15 protein-coding genes are annotated in these 14,689 nt (G+C 70.6%); 4 read left to right on the forward strand and 11 right to left on the reverse strand.

The window, feature by feature from the left end; genetic code table 11:
• Positions 1-68: 68 nt before the first annotated feature.
• From tyrS to argH, 3 genes are read right to left on the reverse strand one after another with little or no spacing between them, the layout of a single operon-like run.
• Entirely contained in the window at positions 69-1,343 is a 1,275-nt protein-coding gene (gene tyrS, locus UA75_RS22105; protein ID WP_075744081.1) for a tyrosine--tRNA ligase, read from the reverse strand.
• A gap of 37 nt (positions 1,344-1,380) precedes the next feature.
• A complete protein-coding gene (locus UA75_RS22110) occupies positions 1,381-2,061 on the reverse strand; it encodes a DNA-3-methyladenine glycosylase (protein ID WP_232237362.1) in 681 nt (226 codons plus the stop codon).
• Positions 2,058-3,491, reverse strand: a complete 1,434-nt coding sequence (gene argH, locus UA75_RS22115) for an argininosuccinate lyase (RefSeq protein ID WP_075741889.1) — start codon at positions 3,489-3,491, stop codon at positions 2,058-2,060. The genes UA75_RS22110 and argH overlap by 4 nt, the downstream gene beginning before the upstream one ends.
• Before the next feature lie 25 nt (positions 3,492-3,516).
• Here argH and UA75_RS22120 point away from each other — a divergent pair, with 25 nt between their 5' ends.
• Both UA75_RS22120 and UA75_RS33335 read left to right on the forward strand, forming a co-directional pair.
• Complete coding sequence (locus tag UA75_RS22120; RefSeq protein WP_157434365.1) at positions 3,517-3,672, forward strand: hypothetical protein; 156 nt, start codon at positions 3,517-3,519, stop codon at positions 3,670-3,672.
• A gap of 507 nt (positions 3,673-4,179) precedes the next feature.
• Entirely contained in the window at positions 4,180-4,338 is a 159-nt protein-coding gene (locus UA75_RS33335; RefSeq protein ID WP_157434366.1) for a hypothetical protein, read from the forward strand.
• Between the two features lie 5 nt (positions 4,339-4,343).
• On the opposite strand, the gene UA75_RS22125 is transcribed toward UA75_RS33335, so the two are convergent.
• The 7 genes from UA75_RS22125 to UA75_RS22155 form a co-directional block, all read right to left on the reverse strand.
• Positions 4,344-4,934 (reverse strand): arginine repressor, encoded by a 591-nt coding sequence (locus tag UA75_RS22125; RefSeq protein WP_083683466.1) that lies wholly within the window; start codon positions 4,932-4,934, stop codon positions 4,344-4,346.
• Positions 4,931-5,863 (reverse strand): ornithine carbamoyltransferase, encoded by a 933-nt coding sequence (gene argF / locus UA75_RS22130; protein ID WP_075741891.1) that lies wholly within the window; start codon positions 5,861-5,863, stop codon positions 4,931-4,933. Before argF ends, UA75_RS22125 begins: the two co-directional genes overlap by 4 nt.
• Complete coding sequence (locus tag UA75_RS22135) at positions 5,863-7,083, reverse strand: acetylornithine transaminase (RefSeq protein ID WP_075741892.1); 1,221 nt, start codon at positions 7,081-7,083, stop codon at positions 5,863-5,865. The genes argF and UA75_RS22135 overlap by 1 nt, the downstream gene beginning before the upstream one ends.
• Positions 7,080-8,000 carry an acetylglutamate kinase gene (gene argB, locus UA75_RS22140; protein ID WP_075741893.1) on the reverse strand — a complete coding sequence of 307 codons (921 nt, stop codon included), beginning with the start codon at positions 7,998-8,000 and terminating at the stop codon, positions 7,080-7,082. The genes UA75_RS22135 and argB overlap by 4 nt, the downstream gene beginning before the upstream one ends.
• Positions 7,997-9,208 (reverse strand): bifunctional glutamate N-acetyltransferase/amino-acid acetyltransferase ArgJ, encoded by a 1,212-nt coding sequence (gene argJ, locus UA75_RS22145; RefSeq protein WP_083683467.1) that lies wholly within the window; start codon positions 9,206-9,208, stop codon positions 7,997-7,999. The genes argB and argJ overlap by 4 nt, the downstream gene beginning before the upstream one ends.
• Positions 9,205-10,233 carry an N-acetyl-gamma-glutamyl-phosphate reductase gene (gene argC / locus UA75_RS22150; protein WP_075741894.1) on the reverse strand — a complete coding sequence of 343 codons (1,029 nt, stop codon included), beginning with the start codon at positions 10,231-10,233 and terminating at the stop codon, positions 9,205-9,207. The genes argJ and argC overlap by 4 nt, the downstream gene beginning before the upstream one ends.
• Positions 10,234-10,463: 230 nt before the next feature.
• Positions 10,464-11,501 carry a sigma-70 family RNA polymerase sigma factor gene (locus UA75_RS22155; RefSeq protein ID WP_075741895.1) on the reverse strand — a complete coding sequence of 346 codons (1,038 nt, stop codon included), beginning with the start codon at positions 11,499-11,501 and terminating at the stop codon, positions 10,464-10,466.
• A gap of 532 nt (positions 11,502-12,033) precedes the next feature.
• Here UA75_RS22155 and UA75_RS33340 point away from each other — a divergent pair.
• On the forward strand, positions 12,034-12,207 hold the full coding sequence (locus tag UA75_RS33340) for a hypothetical protein (protein WP_157434367.1): 174 nt from the start codon (positions 12,034-12,036) through the stop codon (positions 12,205-12,207).
• Positions 12,208-12,422: 215 nt separating this feature from the next.
• Here UA75_RS33340 and UA75_RS22165 read toward each other — a convergent pair whose 3' ends face one another.
• A complete protein-coding gene (locus tag UA75_RS22165; RefSeq protein WP_075741897.1) occupies positions 12,423-12,965 on the reverse strand; it encodes an SgcJ/EcaC family oxidoreductase in 543 nt (180 codons plus the stop codon).
• 703 nt (positions 12,966-13,668) lie between these two features.
• Between UA75_RS22165 and UA75_RS22175 the strand changes: the two genes are divergently transcribed.
• Positions 13,669-14,547: a YeiH family protein gene (locus UA75_RS22175; protein ID WP_232251106.1), complete on the forward strand. Its 879-nt coding sequence runs from the start codon at positions 13,669-13,671 to the stop codon at positions 14,545-14,547.
• The last annotated feature ends 142 nt before the right edge of the window (positions 14,548-14,689 follow it).

The raw sequence follows: 14,689 nt of genomic DNA on the forward strand, positions 1-14,689 counted from the left end.
TCCAGGGGTGTCGGTGCCGACTCGACGGGAACGCGCAGGTCACAACGCTCCCGCCGGGCCGTGTCCACTCAGGACAGCACGTGAACGCCCGCCATGTGACGCTTGCCACGGCGAATCACCAGCCATCCGCCCGGAAGCAGGTCGGAGCTGGTGGGACACCACTGCTCGTCGGTGATCCTCGTGTTGTTCACGTACGCCCCGCCCTCGGCGACGGTGCGCCGGGCGGCACCTCGGCTCGTCACCACGCCCGAGGCGACCAGGAGTTCCACGATGGTCAACTCCTCGGTCAAGGCGCGCTCTCCACCCGGTACCTCGGCCATCGCCGAGGACAGCGTGGCCTCGTCCAGTTCGTGCAGTTCTCCCCTGCCGAACAGCGCCGAACTGGCGGCCGTGACCCGACGGGTCTCGTCCGCGCCGTGCACCAGGGTCGTCAGCTCGTCGGCGAGCCGTCGTTGCGCCAGGCGCAGGGCGGGCTTCTCCCGAGTCGTCTGTTCCAGCTCCTCGATCTCCTCCCGGGACAGGAAGGTGAACAGCCGGAGGTAACGACCGACTTCGGAGTCGGCCGTGTTGAGGAAGTACTGGAACCAGGCGTACGGCGAGGTCATCGTGGGATCGAGCCAGACGCTGCCGCCCCCGGTGGACTTGCCGAACTTGCGCCCCTCGGAGTCGGTGACCAGCGGCACCGTCATGGCGTGCGCGGTCTGGGCGGTCACTCGCCGGATCAGGTCGACCCCGCCGACGATGTTGCCCCACTGGTCGGAGCCGCCGATCTGCACGGTGCATCCGTACCGGCGGAACAGCTCGAGGAAGTCGTTGGACTGGAGCAGCAGGTAACTGAACTCGGTGTAGGAGATGCCGTCCGTCTCCAGTCGTCGTTTCACCGTCTCCCTGGCGAGCAGGGTGTTCACGGGGAAGTGCTTCCCGACGTCACGGAGGAACTCCAGGACCGTCATCTCGCCGGTCCAGTTCAGATTGTTCTCGGTCAACGCGCCGGTGATCGGATCGTCGAAGTCGACGAAACGCTCCAGCTGACCACGAAGGCGCACCACCCAGTCCGAGACCGTGTCCTCGCTGTTCAGCGTTCGCTCTCCCACGTCTCGCGGATCGCCGATCATGCCGGTGGCTCCGCCTGCCAGCAGGATCGGTCGATGCCCCGCGAGCTGAAAGCGTCGCAGGGTGAGCAACGGGACGAGGTGGCCTGCGTGCAGGCTCGGTCCGGTCGGGTCGAAGCCCGAATAGAGCGTGAGGGGCGCGTCGTCGAGGGCCCGCCGCAGGGCGGCCGAGTCGGTGGACTGCGCGATCAGGCCGCGCCAGGACAACTCGTCGATGATGTGCTCGCTCACGAACGCATTCTGCCGCATCAGAACGGCCGCGCCGGGGTCACCCTGTCGGCTCGGCGGCGGTCACCCGCCTGCGGCCGCCCCGGCGATAGCTGCTCACCGCGCTCGAGCCGTCCACCCAGAACCGCCACGGGGTGCCGATCGCCGAGGCGACACCGACCCGAGGTCCGTTGCGCACCGAGACGGCGGGGACGTCGGCACCCCAGCGAAGCCGTACCGGGGAGTCCGGGTCGGTCAGGTCGAGGCCGTCATGGTCGCGGTGCAGGCCCAATGTCGAGGTCAGCCGGGCGGGTCCCCGAGCCAGCTCGGCATCGCTGCGGGCGGCGGGCCGCCGCGCGCGAGCGGTCGCGGTCCCGCTGATCACCTCGGCGCCACGAAGCAGAACGGCCCCGGCCACCCCGTCGGTCAGGCAGACGACGTTGGCACAGAAGTGCATGCCGTAGACGAAGTAGACGTAGAGATGACCGGCAGGCCCGAACATGACATCGTTCCGGGGCGTCCGGCCTCGGTAACAGTGCGAGGCCGGGTCGTCGGCGCCCCGATAGGCCTCGACCTCCACCAGCCGAACGACGACCGGCTCGGCGTCGCCGACGGCAGAGGGCAGCCGCGACTCGACCACGCAGCCCAACAGGCGTCTGGCGGCCACCACCGGATCGATCGCCAGTTCATCCCTGGTCACCAGGGCGCCGGGCGTGCCCGGCGTGCCGGAGCTCAGCGTCACTTGATCACCGGGACCGCCGCCCAGGCGCGGTGATCAGCCACGACGGCGGTGAGTCGGGAGAACTGCTCGGCTACTCGCTGCGGCGCCGTTCCGCCGTGTGCGTCCCGCGAGGCGATCGAGCCCGCCACGTTGAGCACCTCACGAACCTCGGGGGTCAGGGCGGGCGAGATCTCGACGAGTTCCTCGTCGGTGAGATCGGCCAGGCCGACCCCCCGCGCTTCGGCTGCCCGCACGCAGGCACCGGCCGCCTCGTGCGCGACGCGGAAGGGCACACCCGCCCGCACCAGCCACTCGGCGACGTCGGTGGCGAGGGTGAAACCCGCCGGAGCCAGGTCCGCCATCCGTGCCACGTCGAAGCGCAGCGTGCCCAGCATCCCGGCGACCGAGGGCAGCAGCAGCTCCAGCTGAGCGACGGAGTCGAACAGCGGCTCCTTGTCCTCCTGGAGATCGCGGTTGTACGCCAGCGGCTGCGCCTTGAGCGTCGCCAGCAGTCCGGTCAGGTTGCCGATCAACCGACCGGACTTGCCCCTGGTCAGCTCCGCGACGTCGGGGTTCTTCTTCTGCGGCATGATCGAGCTGCCGGTCGACCAGGCATCGTCCAGGACCGCATAGCCGAACTCCGCCGTCGTCCAGACGATGACCTCCTCGGCGATGCGGGAGAGGTTCACGCCGAGCATCGCGAGCACGAAGGCGGCCTCGGCTGCGAAGTCCCGCGAGGCGGTGCCGTCGATCGAGTTCTCCACCGGGGCGTCGAAGCCGAGCTCCTCGGCCACCGCCGCCGGATCAAGCCCGAGCGAGGAGCCTGCGAGCGCGCCGGAGCCGTAGGGCGACACCGAGGTGCGCAGATCCCAGTCGCGCAGCCGGGCGACGTCGCGGACCAGCGCCTGTCCGTGCGCCAGCAGGTGGTGGGCCAGCAGCACGGGCTGAGCGTGCTGGAGGTGGGTTCGTCCCGGCATCACTGCGTCCGGGTGGGCGCCTGCCTGGTCGAGCAGCGCCGCCACGACGTCGAGGGTGCCCAGCGCCACCCGGCGCGCGCCGTCGCGAAGCCACATGCGGAACAGCGTCGCCACCTGGTCGTTTCGCGACCGACCGGCCCGGAGCCTGCCGCCGAGTTCTGGACCGACCCGCTCCAGCAGGCCGCGTTCCAAAGCGGTGTGCACGTCCTCGTCAGCGCGGGTCGGCGTGAAGTCGCCATTGGCGACGTCGACGGCCAGCCGATCCAGACCCTCGTGCATGCGCGTCAACTCGTCCGCGCTGAGCAGGCCTGCCCGGTGCAGCACTCGTGCGTGCGCGCGGGAGCCTGCCAGGTCGTAGGGCGCGAGCACCCAGTCGAAGTGGGTGGAATCGCTCAGTGCCGCCATGGCCTCTGCCGGGCCGGAGCTGAACCTGCCGCCCCAGAGACGACCCGTCGAGCCGCTGGAGTCACTCACAGTGCAGACCTCGTCTTCTCACGCCGTGCGGTCGCGGTGGACCACGCTGAACACGCTGTTGTCGAACTATCACAGCCGACCGACCGTCGCGGTCGAGCGGGTCGCGCCGACCGACGACCGACGGGCCGGAGCGGCCCGACCGCACGGGCTGCCCGCGTTCCCCTCGGCTGCGGAGCGATGACCGTCCGCTCGGCTTCGAAGATGCGGCCGAACAGGGCGGCGGCCGAACAGCCGTCGCTGCCTGCCATGGTGGTCGGGCAGCCACGGTTCCTCGGTCACCATGATCAATTGAACACGATGGTCGATTGACCGTCGAACACGGTAGTCGGTCGGTCCGGCACCGTAGCCGGTCGCGGGCGGCGATCGGCAGGCACCACCGGTCGCGGCGGGCCGGTGCCTGTTGGTCGAATCTCGCCCCGACCTGCCGAACTCCGTTCCAGCAGGCACGCCTGGGATCGGCGTGCCTGCCTCCGCCGGAACACCTGCCCCCGGAACACCTGCCGTCTTAGCACCCTGCCGTCGGGCACTTCGCCGCCGAGACACTTGCCCGAGGCGGCGACGCGCCCGGGCCACAACTCCGATCGCCGGGTTCGAAAGGCGGGCAGGCCGCCACGCGACCAGCCGCCGCCCGCCCTGCTCTCGGTCTTCTGCACCCGAGAGCCGCAGCACGATCGGGCAGCAGCGGCGATTGGTGCGGCGGAGCGCCACCAGCGAATCGCCCGGACCGCTGGGCGAGAAGTCCCGCGCCCGCGACGTCGAGCACCTGGCGACGCAGGCAAGCGTCCGAGGCCGAGTGGTGGCCGCCGACACCACGATCGGCCCTGCCGCCGCCCGCCGGGCCCGTTGATCAGGTCAGCTTCGGTTCCTACCCCGGTCGTCGTGTCTTCTGAGCTCCTCCGCCAGCCCGCGCTCCACCTGGGAGGCGACGGCGACCCCGTTGTCCGCACGATTCGCCAACTCGGCGAACCGCCCCGCGAGTTCGGCACCGCTCAGCGGCTCCCGCGCGACCACCAGCAGGGTGTCGTCGCCCGCGATGGTGCCGACCACATCGTGTAGGGCGGCGCGGTCCAGCGCGCTGGCCAGGAACTGCGCGGCGCCGGGCGGAGTACGGAGCACCGCCAGGTTCTGGGAGGAGTCGACAGAGACGAGCAGTTCGTTCAACAGTCTGCCCAGCCGAGAGGTGCCGCCCTCCAGGCTCCGCAGCGGGCTGCCGTCCTCCGGAATCACGTAGACGGCCGCGCCCCCGTCGGCACCACGCAGCTTGACTGCGCCCAGTTCGTCGAGATCGCGTGACAGCGTCGCCTGCGTGACCTCGATGCCCTCGATCGCGAGCAGTCGAGCCAGCTCCGCCTGGCTGCGCACCGCGCGCTGCGTGACGAGCGCGACGATCCGTGCCTGTCGGGCGACGCGGGTCGGGGCCGTGCTTCCCCGAGACTCGGTCATCGCCGTCTCTCCTCCGCCAACAACCAGCACAACAGCGCCTTCTGCGCGTGCAGGCGATTCTCCGCCTCATCCCACACCACGCTCGCCGGGCCGTCGATCACCTCATCGGTGATCTCCCAGCCCCGATGCGCGGGAAGGCAGTGCAGGACGATCGCGTCGGAGTCGGCCCTGGCCAGCAGCGCGCCGTCGATCTGGTAGGGCCGAAACGGTCCGACGCGGTCCTTTCCGTCGTTCTCCTGGCCCATCGAGCTCCACGTGTCGGTGACCAGGACGTTCGCGCCCTCGGCCGCAGACCCCGGATCGTCGGAAAGGGTGACGGAGCCGCCGGTCTGCTCAGCGCGCCGTCGGGCGTCGGCGACGACCGAGGCGTTCGAGTCGAACCCCTTCGGCGCGGCGATCCGCACATGCATGCCCGCCGTGACCCCGCCGAGCATCAGCGAGTGGGCCATGTTGTTCGCGCCGTCGCCCAGGAAGGTCATGGTGAGCCCGGCGAGCGTGCCGTGCCGTTCCCGGATGGTCTGCAGATCCGCCAACACCTGGCAGGGATGGAAGTCGTCGGTGAGCGCGTTGATCACCGGGACGGCGGAGATCGAGGCCATGGCCTCGATCCTCGCCTGCGCGAAGGTCCGCCAGACGACCGCGGCGACGTAACGGGAGAGCACCCGGGAGGTGTCCTCGATCGTCTCCTCCCGACCCAGCTGCATGTTCCGGCCGTCCACCGTGATGGGGTGTCCGCCGAGCTGGGCGATGCCTGCTTCGAAGGACAGCCTGGTGCGCGTGGAGTTCTTCTCGAAGATCACGGCGACGGACTGCGGCCCGGCCAGTGCCCGGTGTCCGAGTGGGTCCTTCTTGAGTTCGTCGGCGAGATCGAGGACCTCCGTCTGCTCGGCAGGGCTCAGGTCGTCGTCCCGCAGGAAATGCCGCAGCATCAGTCACCACTCTCGTTCTCGGCCGCCGGATCGCTCGCATCGAGCACTGCGGGAAGGTCACGGACGAAGCCCTCTGCCTCGTCGATGGTCAGGATCAGGGGCGGGGCGAGCCGCAGGACGTCGGGTTGTGTCGGGTTGACCAGGTAACCCGCCGCACGGGCCTCGTCGGCGACGCGCGCCGCCACCGGCCGGTTCAGCAGAACGCCGATCAGCAGGCCGCTGCCTCGGACTCCGGCGAGCAGCGGATGGCCGAGATTCTCGATCCCGGCGGTGAGCGCCTTGCCGACCCGGTTCACGTTGTCCAGCAGTCCGTCCTCGTCGACGGTACGGAGCACGGCGAGGGCGGCGGCACAGCAGACCGGGTTGCCGCCGAACGTGGTGCCGTGCTGTCCCGGCGCGAGGAGGCGCGCGGCCGGGCCGACCGCGATGCACGCGCCGATGGGCAGGCCGCCGCCGAGCTGTTTGGCGATGGTCAGGACGTCGGGGACGATGCCCTCGCTCTGGAAGGCGAACCAGGAGCCGGTGCGGCCGATCCCGGTCTGCACCTCGTCGATCACCAGCAGCGCGCCGTGCTCGGCGGTGATCTCACGGACGGCCCGCAGGTAGCCCTCCGGCGGCAGCACCACCCCGGCCTCGCCCTGCACGGGTTCGAGCACCACGGCGGCGGTCTGGTCGTCCACGGCCGCGCGCATGGCCTCGACGTCGCCGAAGGGCAGGTGGGTGACGCCTGCGGGCAGCGGTTCGAACGGGGTCCGCTTGGCGGGCTGGCCGGTGAGTGCGAGGGCTCCCATCGTGCGGCCGTGGAACGAGTTCTCCGTAGCGATGATCTTCGTTCGACCGGTGCGGCGGGTGATCTTGAAGGCCGCCTCGACGGCCTCGGTGCCCGAGTTGCACAACAGCACCCGGCCCTGATCACCGAATCCGGTCAGCCTGAGCAGTGTCTCGGCCAGTTCGACGGCCGGGCCGGTGGCGAAGAAGTTGGAGGTGTGGCCGAGCGTGCCGATCTGGCGGGTGACCGCCTCGACGATCGCCGGATGGGCATGCCCCAGGATGTTGACCGCGATCCCGCCGAAGAGATCGAGGTACCGCGTCCCGTCGGCGTCCCAGACGTGGCTGCCCTCGCCCCGTTCCAGGGTGACGGCGGGGGTGCCGTAGTTGTTCATCAGGGCGGCGTCCCAGCGCCGTGCCCCTGTCTTATTGCCGGACTGTCGACTGGTCACCGGTCACCCTCCTCTGGGAGCACCATCGTTCCGACGCCCTGGCTGGTGAAGACCTCCAGCAGGACGGAATGAGCAAGCCTTCCGTCGATGACGTGGGCCCGGGGCACGCCGCCGCGCACCGCCCGCAGGCACGCCTCCATCTTCGGCCGCATCCCGCTGTCCAGATCCGGGAGCAGCCGGGCGAGCTCGGCCGCGTTCAGCCGGTCGATCAACGAGGAGCGGTCGGGCCAGTTCGCGTACAGGCCCTCGACGTCGGTGAGCACCACCAGCTTCGCTGCCTCCAGGGCGACCGCGAGAGCGGCGGCGGCGGTGTCGGCGTTGACGTTGTGGACCACGCCGTCGATATCGGGCGCGATCGTGGAAACGACCGGGATGCGCCCCGCGCGCACGATGTCGAGCACCGCGTCGGGGTTGACCGACACCACGTCGCCGACCAGGCCGATGTCGACGGACACGCCGTCCACCACGGCACCACGACGCCGGGCGGTGAAGAGCTGCGCGTCCTCGCCGGAGATGCCTACCGCGTACGGACCATGGGCGTTCATCAGCCCGACGAGCTCCCGGCCCACCTGGCCGAACAACACCATGCGGACGACGTCCATCGTCTCCGGCGTGGTGACGCGCAGTCCGCCCCGGAACTCGCCCGCGATGCCGAGCCGCTCGAGCATCGTGCTGATCTGCGGGCCGCCGCCGTGCACGACGACCGGATGCAGGCCTGCCAGCCGCAGGAACACCATGTCCTGTGCGAAGGTCCGTTTCAGGTCTTCGTCGATCATGGCGTTTCCGCCGTACTTCACCACGATCGTCGCGCCGTTGAAACGCTGCAGCCACGGCAACGCCTCGACCAGGACGGCGGCTTTGGCACCCGCGTCGGCGAGCCGGTCCTTGGCGTCTCCTGAATCGCCTGGCGTGCTCATGACGAGTACGCGCTGTTCTCTTCGACGTAGGCATGGGACAGGTCGGTGGTGAGCACCGTGGTGCTCTCCTCGCCCAGCTTGAGATCGATGCGGACCTCGATCTCCGGCCCGGACAGGTCGGCGGTGTCCCGTTCGGCGGCCTTCGCCCCGTTCTTGCAGAGCAGGATGCCGTTGATGCTGATGTCGAGGAGATCCGGATCGACGTCGGCACCCGACCGGCCGACCGCCATGGCGATCCGGCCCCAGTTCGGGTCCGAGCCGAACAGGGCGGTGCCGACCAGGTGGTCTTCGGCGACGGTGCGGGCGACCCTCGTCGCGTCGCCCTCACTGTCCGCCCCGCTCACCTCGATGCGCACCCGCTTCGTCGCACCCTCCGCGTCGATCTGCAGCTGCTGCACCAGGTCGGCACACACCTCGGTGAGTGCGCTGGTGAAGACGCCCGCAGCAGGGCTGATCCGGGAGGCGCCGGAGGAGCAGAGCAGGACGGTGTCGTTGGTGGAGGTCGAGCCGTCGACGTCGAGACGGTGGAAGGTGCGTTCCACGGCAGCACGCAGGGCGAAGTCGAGCAGCTTGGCGTCGACCACCGCGTCGGTGGTGATGAGGGAGAGCATCGTCGCCATGTTCGGTGCGCACATTCCCGCGCCCTTGGCCAGCCCGCCGATGCTCCACCCGGCCGGGTGTCGGTAGGCGACCTGCTTGGGAACCGTGTCGGTGGTCATCACGGCGGTGGCGGCGTCGAGCCCGGACCGGGCCGCACTGGAGAGCGCTTCGACTGCGGTGCGGACCCCGCCGTGCACCGCGTCCATCGGCAGCCGCTCGCCGATGAGCCCGGTGGAGCACACCGCGACGTCGATCGCGCCGATCTCGAGCAGCTCGGCGACGCCCTCCGCCGTGGCGTGGGTGTCCTGGAAGCCCGCCGGCCCCGTGCAGGCATTGGCGCAGCCGGAGTTCAACACCACGGCGCGGAGCCGGTGATGGGTCAGGACCTGCTGCGACCAGCGGACCGGTGCGGCGACGACCTTGTTGGTGGTGAACACGCCTGCCGCCACGTCGGCGGGGCCGTCGTTGACCAGCAGGGCGAGGTCCTTGGCGCCGCCTGCCTTGATGCCGGCGGCGACGCCTGCGGCACGAAAGCCCGCCGAGGCGGTGACGCCGAGTTCGCGGTCGAGGGGCAGGTCGCCGAGTTCAGCGGAGAATGTGGTGCTCACGGTGCGACTCCCACGGTGCTCAGGCCGGTGGTCTCCGGCAGGCCGAGTGCGAGATTCATACTCTGGACGGCGCCGCCCGCCGTTCCCTTGGTGAGGTTGTCGAGCGCGGCGACGACGATGAGGCGGCCCGCTTCCTGGTCCACTGCGAGCTGAAGGTGAACGGCGTTGGAGCCGATCGTCGCGGCGGTGGTCGGCCAGGTGCCCGCAGGCAGCAGACGGACGAAGGGCTCATCGGCGTAGGCCTTCCGGTAGACCTCGCGGGCCGCCTGCTCGTCGAGCCCGGCGACGATCGGGGCGGAGCAGGTGGCGAGGATGCCCCGCGACATCGGGGCGAGCACGGGGGTGAAGGACACCCGCACCGGCCTGCCCGCCGCCGCCGTGAGGTTCGAGGTCAGCTCCGGGGTGTGCCGGTGGACGCCGCCGACCCCGTACGCCGACGCGGAGCCGAGCACCTCGGAGGCGATCAGGTGCGGCTTGAGTGCGCGGCCCGCACCGGAGGTGCCGGTGACGCCGACCACGACCAGGTCCGGCTCGACCACGCCCTCGGCGAAGGCCGGGGTGGTCGCGAGCAGCGTGGTGGTGGGGAAGCAGCCGGGCACGGCGATCCGGCGGGCGCCTGCCAACGATTCGCGAGCGCCGGGCAGCTCCGGCAGGCCGTAGGGCCACCGTCCCGCGTGCGGCCCGCCGTACCAGCGCTCCCAGTCGGCGGAATCGGCGAGCCGGAAATCCGCCCCGCAGTCGATGACGACCGTCGCCGGGTCGAGCTGATCGGCGAGGGCGGCCGAGTGGCCGTGGGGCAGCGCGAGGAACACGACGTCGTGGCCCGCGAGCGCCGCCGGGGTGGTGTCGACGAGCACGCGCTCGGCGAGGGGACCGAGGTGCGGCTGGTGTCTGCCCAACGTCGTACCCGCACTGCCGCCCGCGCTGAGCGCGCCGATCTCGACCTCGGGGTGGGCGAGGAGCAGCCGCAGCAGCTCCCCACCCGCATACCCACTGGCTCCGGCGACCGCCACTCGAACCGTCATGCGAATGATTATGCACAGCCATGCAAAGTCAATCAACCGACTTTCGGGTGACACGAGTGGGCGACACGGTCGCCCCTCGAGGCGCGTGCCCGTGGTCACACCTGCGGATTCGCCGCCGAGCCGCCGTCGGACTCGCGCCGCCGGAGTCGCACCGCCACCGCGTCGCAGCGCCGTGGCCCCCGTCCGATCCCCCGTGATTCACCACGCGCCCGGCCGTCTCCCGCGAGGCGTCACCCCCTCGGGAGGTGCGCGGCGCTCCGGCACGACTCGGCGGAGACGGCGGGCAGGCTCGCGGGCAGGCCGAAGGTCCGGAACAGCCGCAGATCGAAGAAGGTGACCACATGGACGATCCCGACGCGCGCCAGAGTCAGCGTCTGCAGGGCGAACGGCCGGTGATCGCCGCGGGCCGCATCGAGCAGGTAGAGCGCGACGCAGGGCGACCCGTTCGCCCTCGTCTGGATGAGGCGAAGGTCACCGGGACCGCCGGGACACCTCGTGACCAGATGGCGGCCGACGTCTCGCCTGCCTCGATACCAGGCGGCGAACGGGGGCATCTCCCAGACGGCGTCGGCGGCGAGCAGGTGCACGACGGCCGGGACGTCCTTGGCCTCGAAGGCCGCGACGTACTGCGCGAGCGTCGCGCGCTCCTCGGCTGCCGACGGCTCGACCAGCTCCTTCTCCGCGATCGAGAGCCGAGCCAGCCGCTCGCGGGCCCGCTGCAGTGCGCTGTTCACCGCGACCGTCGTGACGTCGAGCAGCTCCGCCACCTCCGAGGCCTGCCAGCACAGCACATCCCGGAGGATCAGCACCGCGCGCTGCCGAGGAGCCAGGTGTTGGAGCGCGGCGATGAAGGCGAGGCGGACGTCCGCCCGATCAGTGACGATCTCGGCGGGGTCGGCGAACAGCGCATCCGGCATCGGTTCCAGCCACGGCACCTCGGGTCGGGAGTCCAGCGGGCCGCGCGGATCGGCGTTCGCGCCGCCGAGCCCGACGGGCAGCGGCCGCCTGCCACGCTGTTCCAACGCGGTCAGACAGGCCCTCGTCGCGATCCGATACAGCCAGGTCCGCAGGCTCGACCGCCCGTCGAATCCCGCCCGCCCACGCCAGGCACGCAGCACCGTCTCCTGGACGAGGTCCTCGGCATCGTGCACCGAGCCCAGCAGCCGGTAGCAGTGCGCACGCAGTTCACGACGGAACGACTCGACCTCCCGCAGGAAGCAGCCCTCTGTATCGCTGTTCTCCTCGAGCTGCCGGAGCCGGCTGGTCATCGAAAGTCGTCCTCTGTCTCGGTCGGGTCCCGCGCTGCCGGGGCTCGGCGGCCTGCTGCCGAGGCCCTGTATAGCCGCGCCCACCGACTGATCACCAGCTCGGCGCGTTCCGACGGCGAGCACAACAGACCGAGACGAGACGACGGCGTCGCGATCGGGAGGAGAACACGGGGGCCTGCGCCGCCCTCCTGTCGTCGTCCGTCGGTGAGCATCGGGACCGGGCGTGGGCGAGCTCCGGCGCACTACACGGATGATCGCGGCCACAGACCTACTCGCCCGCCGTCACGTCGGCAGGCGGGGCTGGACCTCGATGCAGGGTCCTGCCATGCGACGACGTCCGTCCGACCGCCGCCGAATTCCGGGCAGACCGCCGTACTCGCCGTCGTCTCGCACATCACCGACCTGCGATCTGTGCTCACGACGCGTTCCGCGCGGTGCTCGACACGATGGACTCCGACGAGACGATGTCGATCGCGACGACCGACGCTCGGCTTCGCGCCGAGACGCGGGGCGCCGGCTTCCACGCAGCCAGGTGCGACTCGCCGAAGACCGCTCGATCCCCGTGGCGATGCGGGATCGGATGATCGCCGAGGCCGACGCGCTCACCCCCGACGACCGATTCGACGTGCACACCCGCCATGCCGGTCACCCGATGTTCCTCCCCCGGGCACCCGAACCGGCCGCCGTCCTGGACTCGCTCGCCTGAGGCGGCGACGGTCGGGCCGCGTCGCGAGCCACCCGATCGAGCCCGCCCGCCGAGTCCGGGCAGGCAGCGTCGATGACGGGCAGCGTCGATGACGGGCAGCAGCATCGAGCAGGTGCCCCGGCGACGACAGGTGCGCCGCGCTCGGACCCCAGCGCGGCAGGCGACGCGCCGTCACGGACCGCGGCGGTCTGCGAGCAGCGGGACGAGTCCTCGAATCAGGCGGCCCGACCGGGATGCGACCGCCGACGGGGGCGCCGAGTGAGCCTGCCGCGCAGACTCACCACCGTGGTGGACAGCCGAGAGGCACCCGTCCCGGTCGTGGGACGCAGGCGGGAATGCTGCACCGCACTCACCAGCCATCGCCCGTCCTGCCGAATCAACACCCAGGTGCCCCGAGACGACGTCCGTGGACCGGGCTCGGCCTGCCAGGGATAGACGACCGAGGAAAGCGCATGGGCCACCGCGACATGCGCACTCAGGAATCGAATGGATTCCACTTCGAAGACGAGCCTGCTGCCTCGGAACACCCCGGAGAACAGCCGGGAATGCCACCGCTGATTCGATAGTCTGCCTCGGCGAAGCACGCCGTCGGCACCCACGAATTCGCTGTCCGGGGCGAAGACCGCGACGAAGCCTGCCGCGTCCCCTCGTGTCCAGGCGTCGGTGGCCTCGGCCAGCAGGGCTTTGATCTCATCGTCGTCGGCTGCGGGACCGTCGGTGGCCGACGGCGGAATCCTTCGGGTCAGCGTCTCGGTCATGTTCCCAGTTCAGCAGCTCCGCTCGCGACACGCCTCCGGAATTTCCCCGAGATGCCCCGCGATCACCCGGAGTCGCGCCGAAGGGCGGCCTGCACCCGGGAATCGCCCTCGCGAACCGGGTCGACGCCGCCGAGGTTCCCGCGCAACACGGCCATACGGGCGGTGACGAAGCCGATCGCGCGCCCACCACGTTCTGCCCGAGGACGTGCCTGCCGTTCTCGCCCGGCGAAAGGCCGATTCGGCAGGAATTCCACGATGTGGTCGTTCCGATGCGGTTCTGGGCAGCCACCTGTTCGACAGTAGTTTCACCCGCATCCAGCACTCCACGCTATTCGGCGAAGGAACGACATGAGTGGTGCAGACGACGCAGCCCAGGCGCCTGCCGACCGGCCTGCTCCCCGACGGATCACGATCAACGAAGACTGGGCCGCCACCGGCCTCGGCCTCCTCCTGCTGGCGCTGACGCTCTCGGCGTCATCCCGGTCGGGCTGGTGCCGTGATGAGCGAACGGCAGCTCCCCCCAGGCGAGATCGACGAAACCCCGGACTCGGGACCGACCGCAGGCTCCGACGCCGATGCCGCCCGGAGCGCGGCAGCGGAGCGAACGCCGGACGCACCGCAGTCGGACGGGTCGACCGCAACAGAGCCACCGGCCGCATCGCGCGCCGGGACGATCGGCTGAACGGCGGCCGGGCTGCTCACCGTGCTGCTGCTCGCAACCCTCGTCCGCGTGCTCGAACAGGGTGTGCCCGAGGCGATGGCGGGCACCTGGGCCGAGGAGTTCCTCTCCGCCGTCGAATACCCGGTCTACGCGATCCTGCTCGGCCTGCTCGGCAATCTGGTGCTCACCAGACTGCGCATCCGCGACCGCCTCAGCGGTGCGTTCCGCACCGAGTTCTTCATCAAGACCGGCCCGGTCCTGCTGGGCGCCTCCACCAACCTCGCGGTGGTGGTCAGTGCGGCAGGCCCCGCCATCGCACAAGCCGTCCTGCTGATCACGATCGTCTTCGGGTTCACCTGGTGGCTCGGCGGACGACTCGGACTGGCCGACAAGCTGCGTGCGCTGCTGGCCTCCGCCGTGTCGAGCTGCGGGGTGAGCGCCGCGATCGCCGCAGCGGGGGCGGTGCAGGCCAAACGCGAGCAGCTCGCCTACACGGCCAGCCTGGTGATCCTCTTCGCCCTGCCGTCGATCTTCATCCTGCCCGCACTCGCCGAGGCCTTCGGGCTGAGCACCGAGGTGGCGGGCGCCTGGATCGGCGGGAACATCGACACGACCGCGGCCGTGACGGCGGCAGGCGCGATCGTCGGCGAGGAGGCCCTGCAGATCGCGAGCATCGTCAAGGTGACGCAGAACGCGCTGATGGGCGTCGTCGCGGTGGCGTTGACCGCGTACTTCACGCTGAAGGTCGAGCGGAATCCGGACGCACCACGACCGGGCGTCTCCGCGTTGTGGCAGCGATTCCCGAAGTTCGTGCTCGGCGTCATCCTCGCCTCGGTCATCGCCACCTGGTACCAGTCGGCGGCGGACCCGGCGACGGCGGCTGACGTCATCGGGATCGTCAACGACCTGCGTGGTTCCTGATCCTGGCCTTCATCAGCATCGGACTGGAGTTCCGGGTCGCCGCGCTGCGTGAGGCGGGCTGGCGGCCGATCGGAGTCTTCGCCGCCGCGACCGGCGTCAACCTGCTCGCCGGGTTGGGCCTGGCGACACTGCCGTTCAGCTC

It is taken from the genome of Actinoalloteichus sp. GBA129-24, from assembly GCF_001941645.1.
In the GTDB taxonomy this organism is placed as follows: Bacteria; Actinomycetota; Actinomycetes; order Mycobacteriales; family Pseudonocardiaceae; genus Actinoalloteichus_A; species Actinoalloteichus_A fjordicus.

Coding starts and splice junctions, on each gene's coding strand:
- argB (WP_075741893.1), bottom strand. CDS start 8,000: ATGAGCACGCCAGGCGATTCAGGAGACGCCAAGGACCGGCTCGCCGAC.
- UA75_RS22155 (WP_075741895.1), bottom strand. CDS start 11,501: ATGACCAGCCGGCTCCGGCAGCTCGAGGAGAACAGCGATACAGAGGGC.
- UA75_RS22125 (WP_083683466.1), bottom strand. CDS start 4,934: ATGACCGAGTCTCGGGGAAGCACGGCCCCGACCCGCGTCGCCCGACAG.
- argC (WP_075741894.1), bottom strand. CDS start 10,233: ATGACGGTTCGAGTGGCGGTCGCCGGAGCCAGTGGGTATGCGGGTGGG.
- UA75_RS22165 (WP_075741897.1), bottom strand. CDS start 12,965: ATGACCGAGACGCTGACCCGAAGGATTCCGCCGTCGGCCACCGACGGT.
- argF (WP_075741891.1), bottom strand. CDS start 5,863: ATGCTGCGGCATTTCCTGCGGGACGACGACCTGAGCCCTGCCGAGCAG.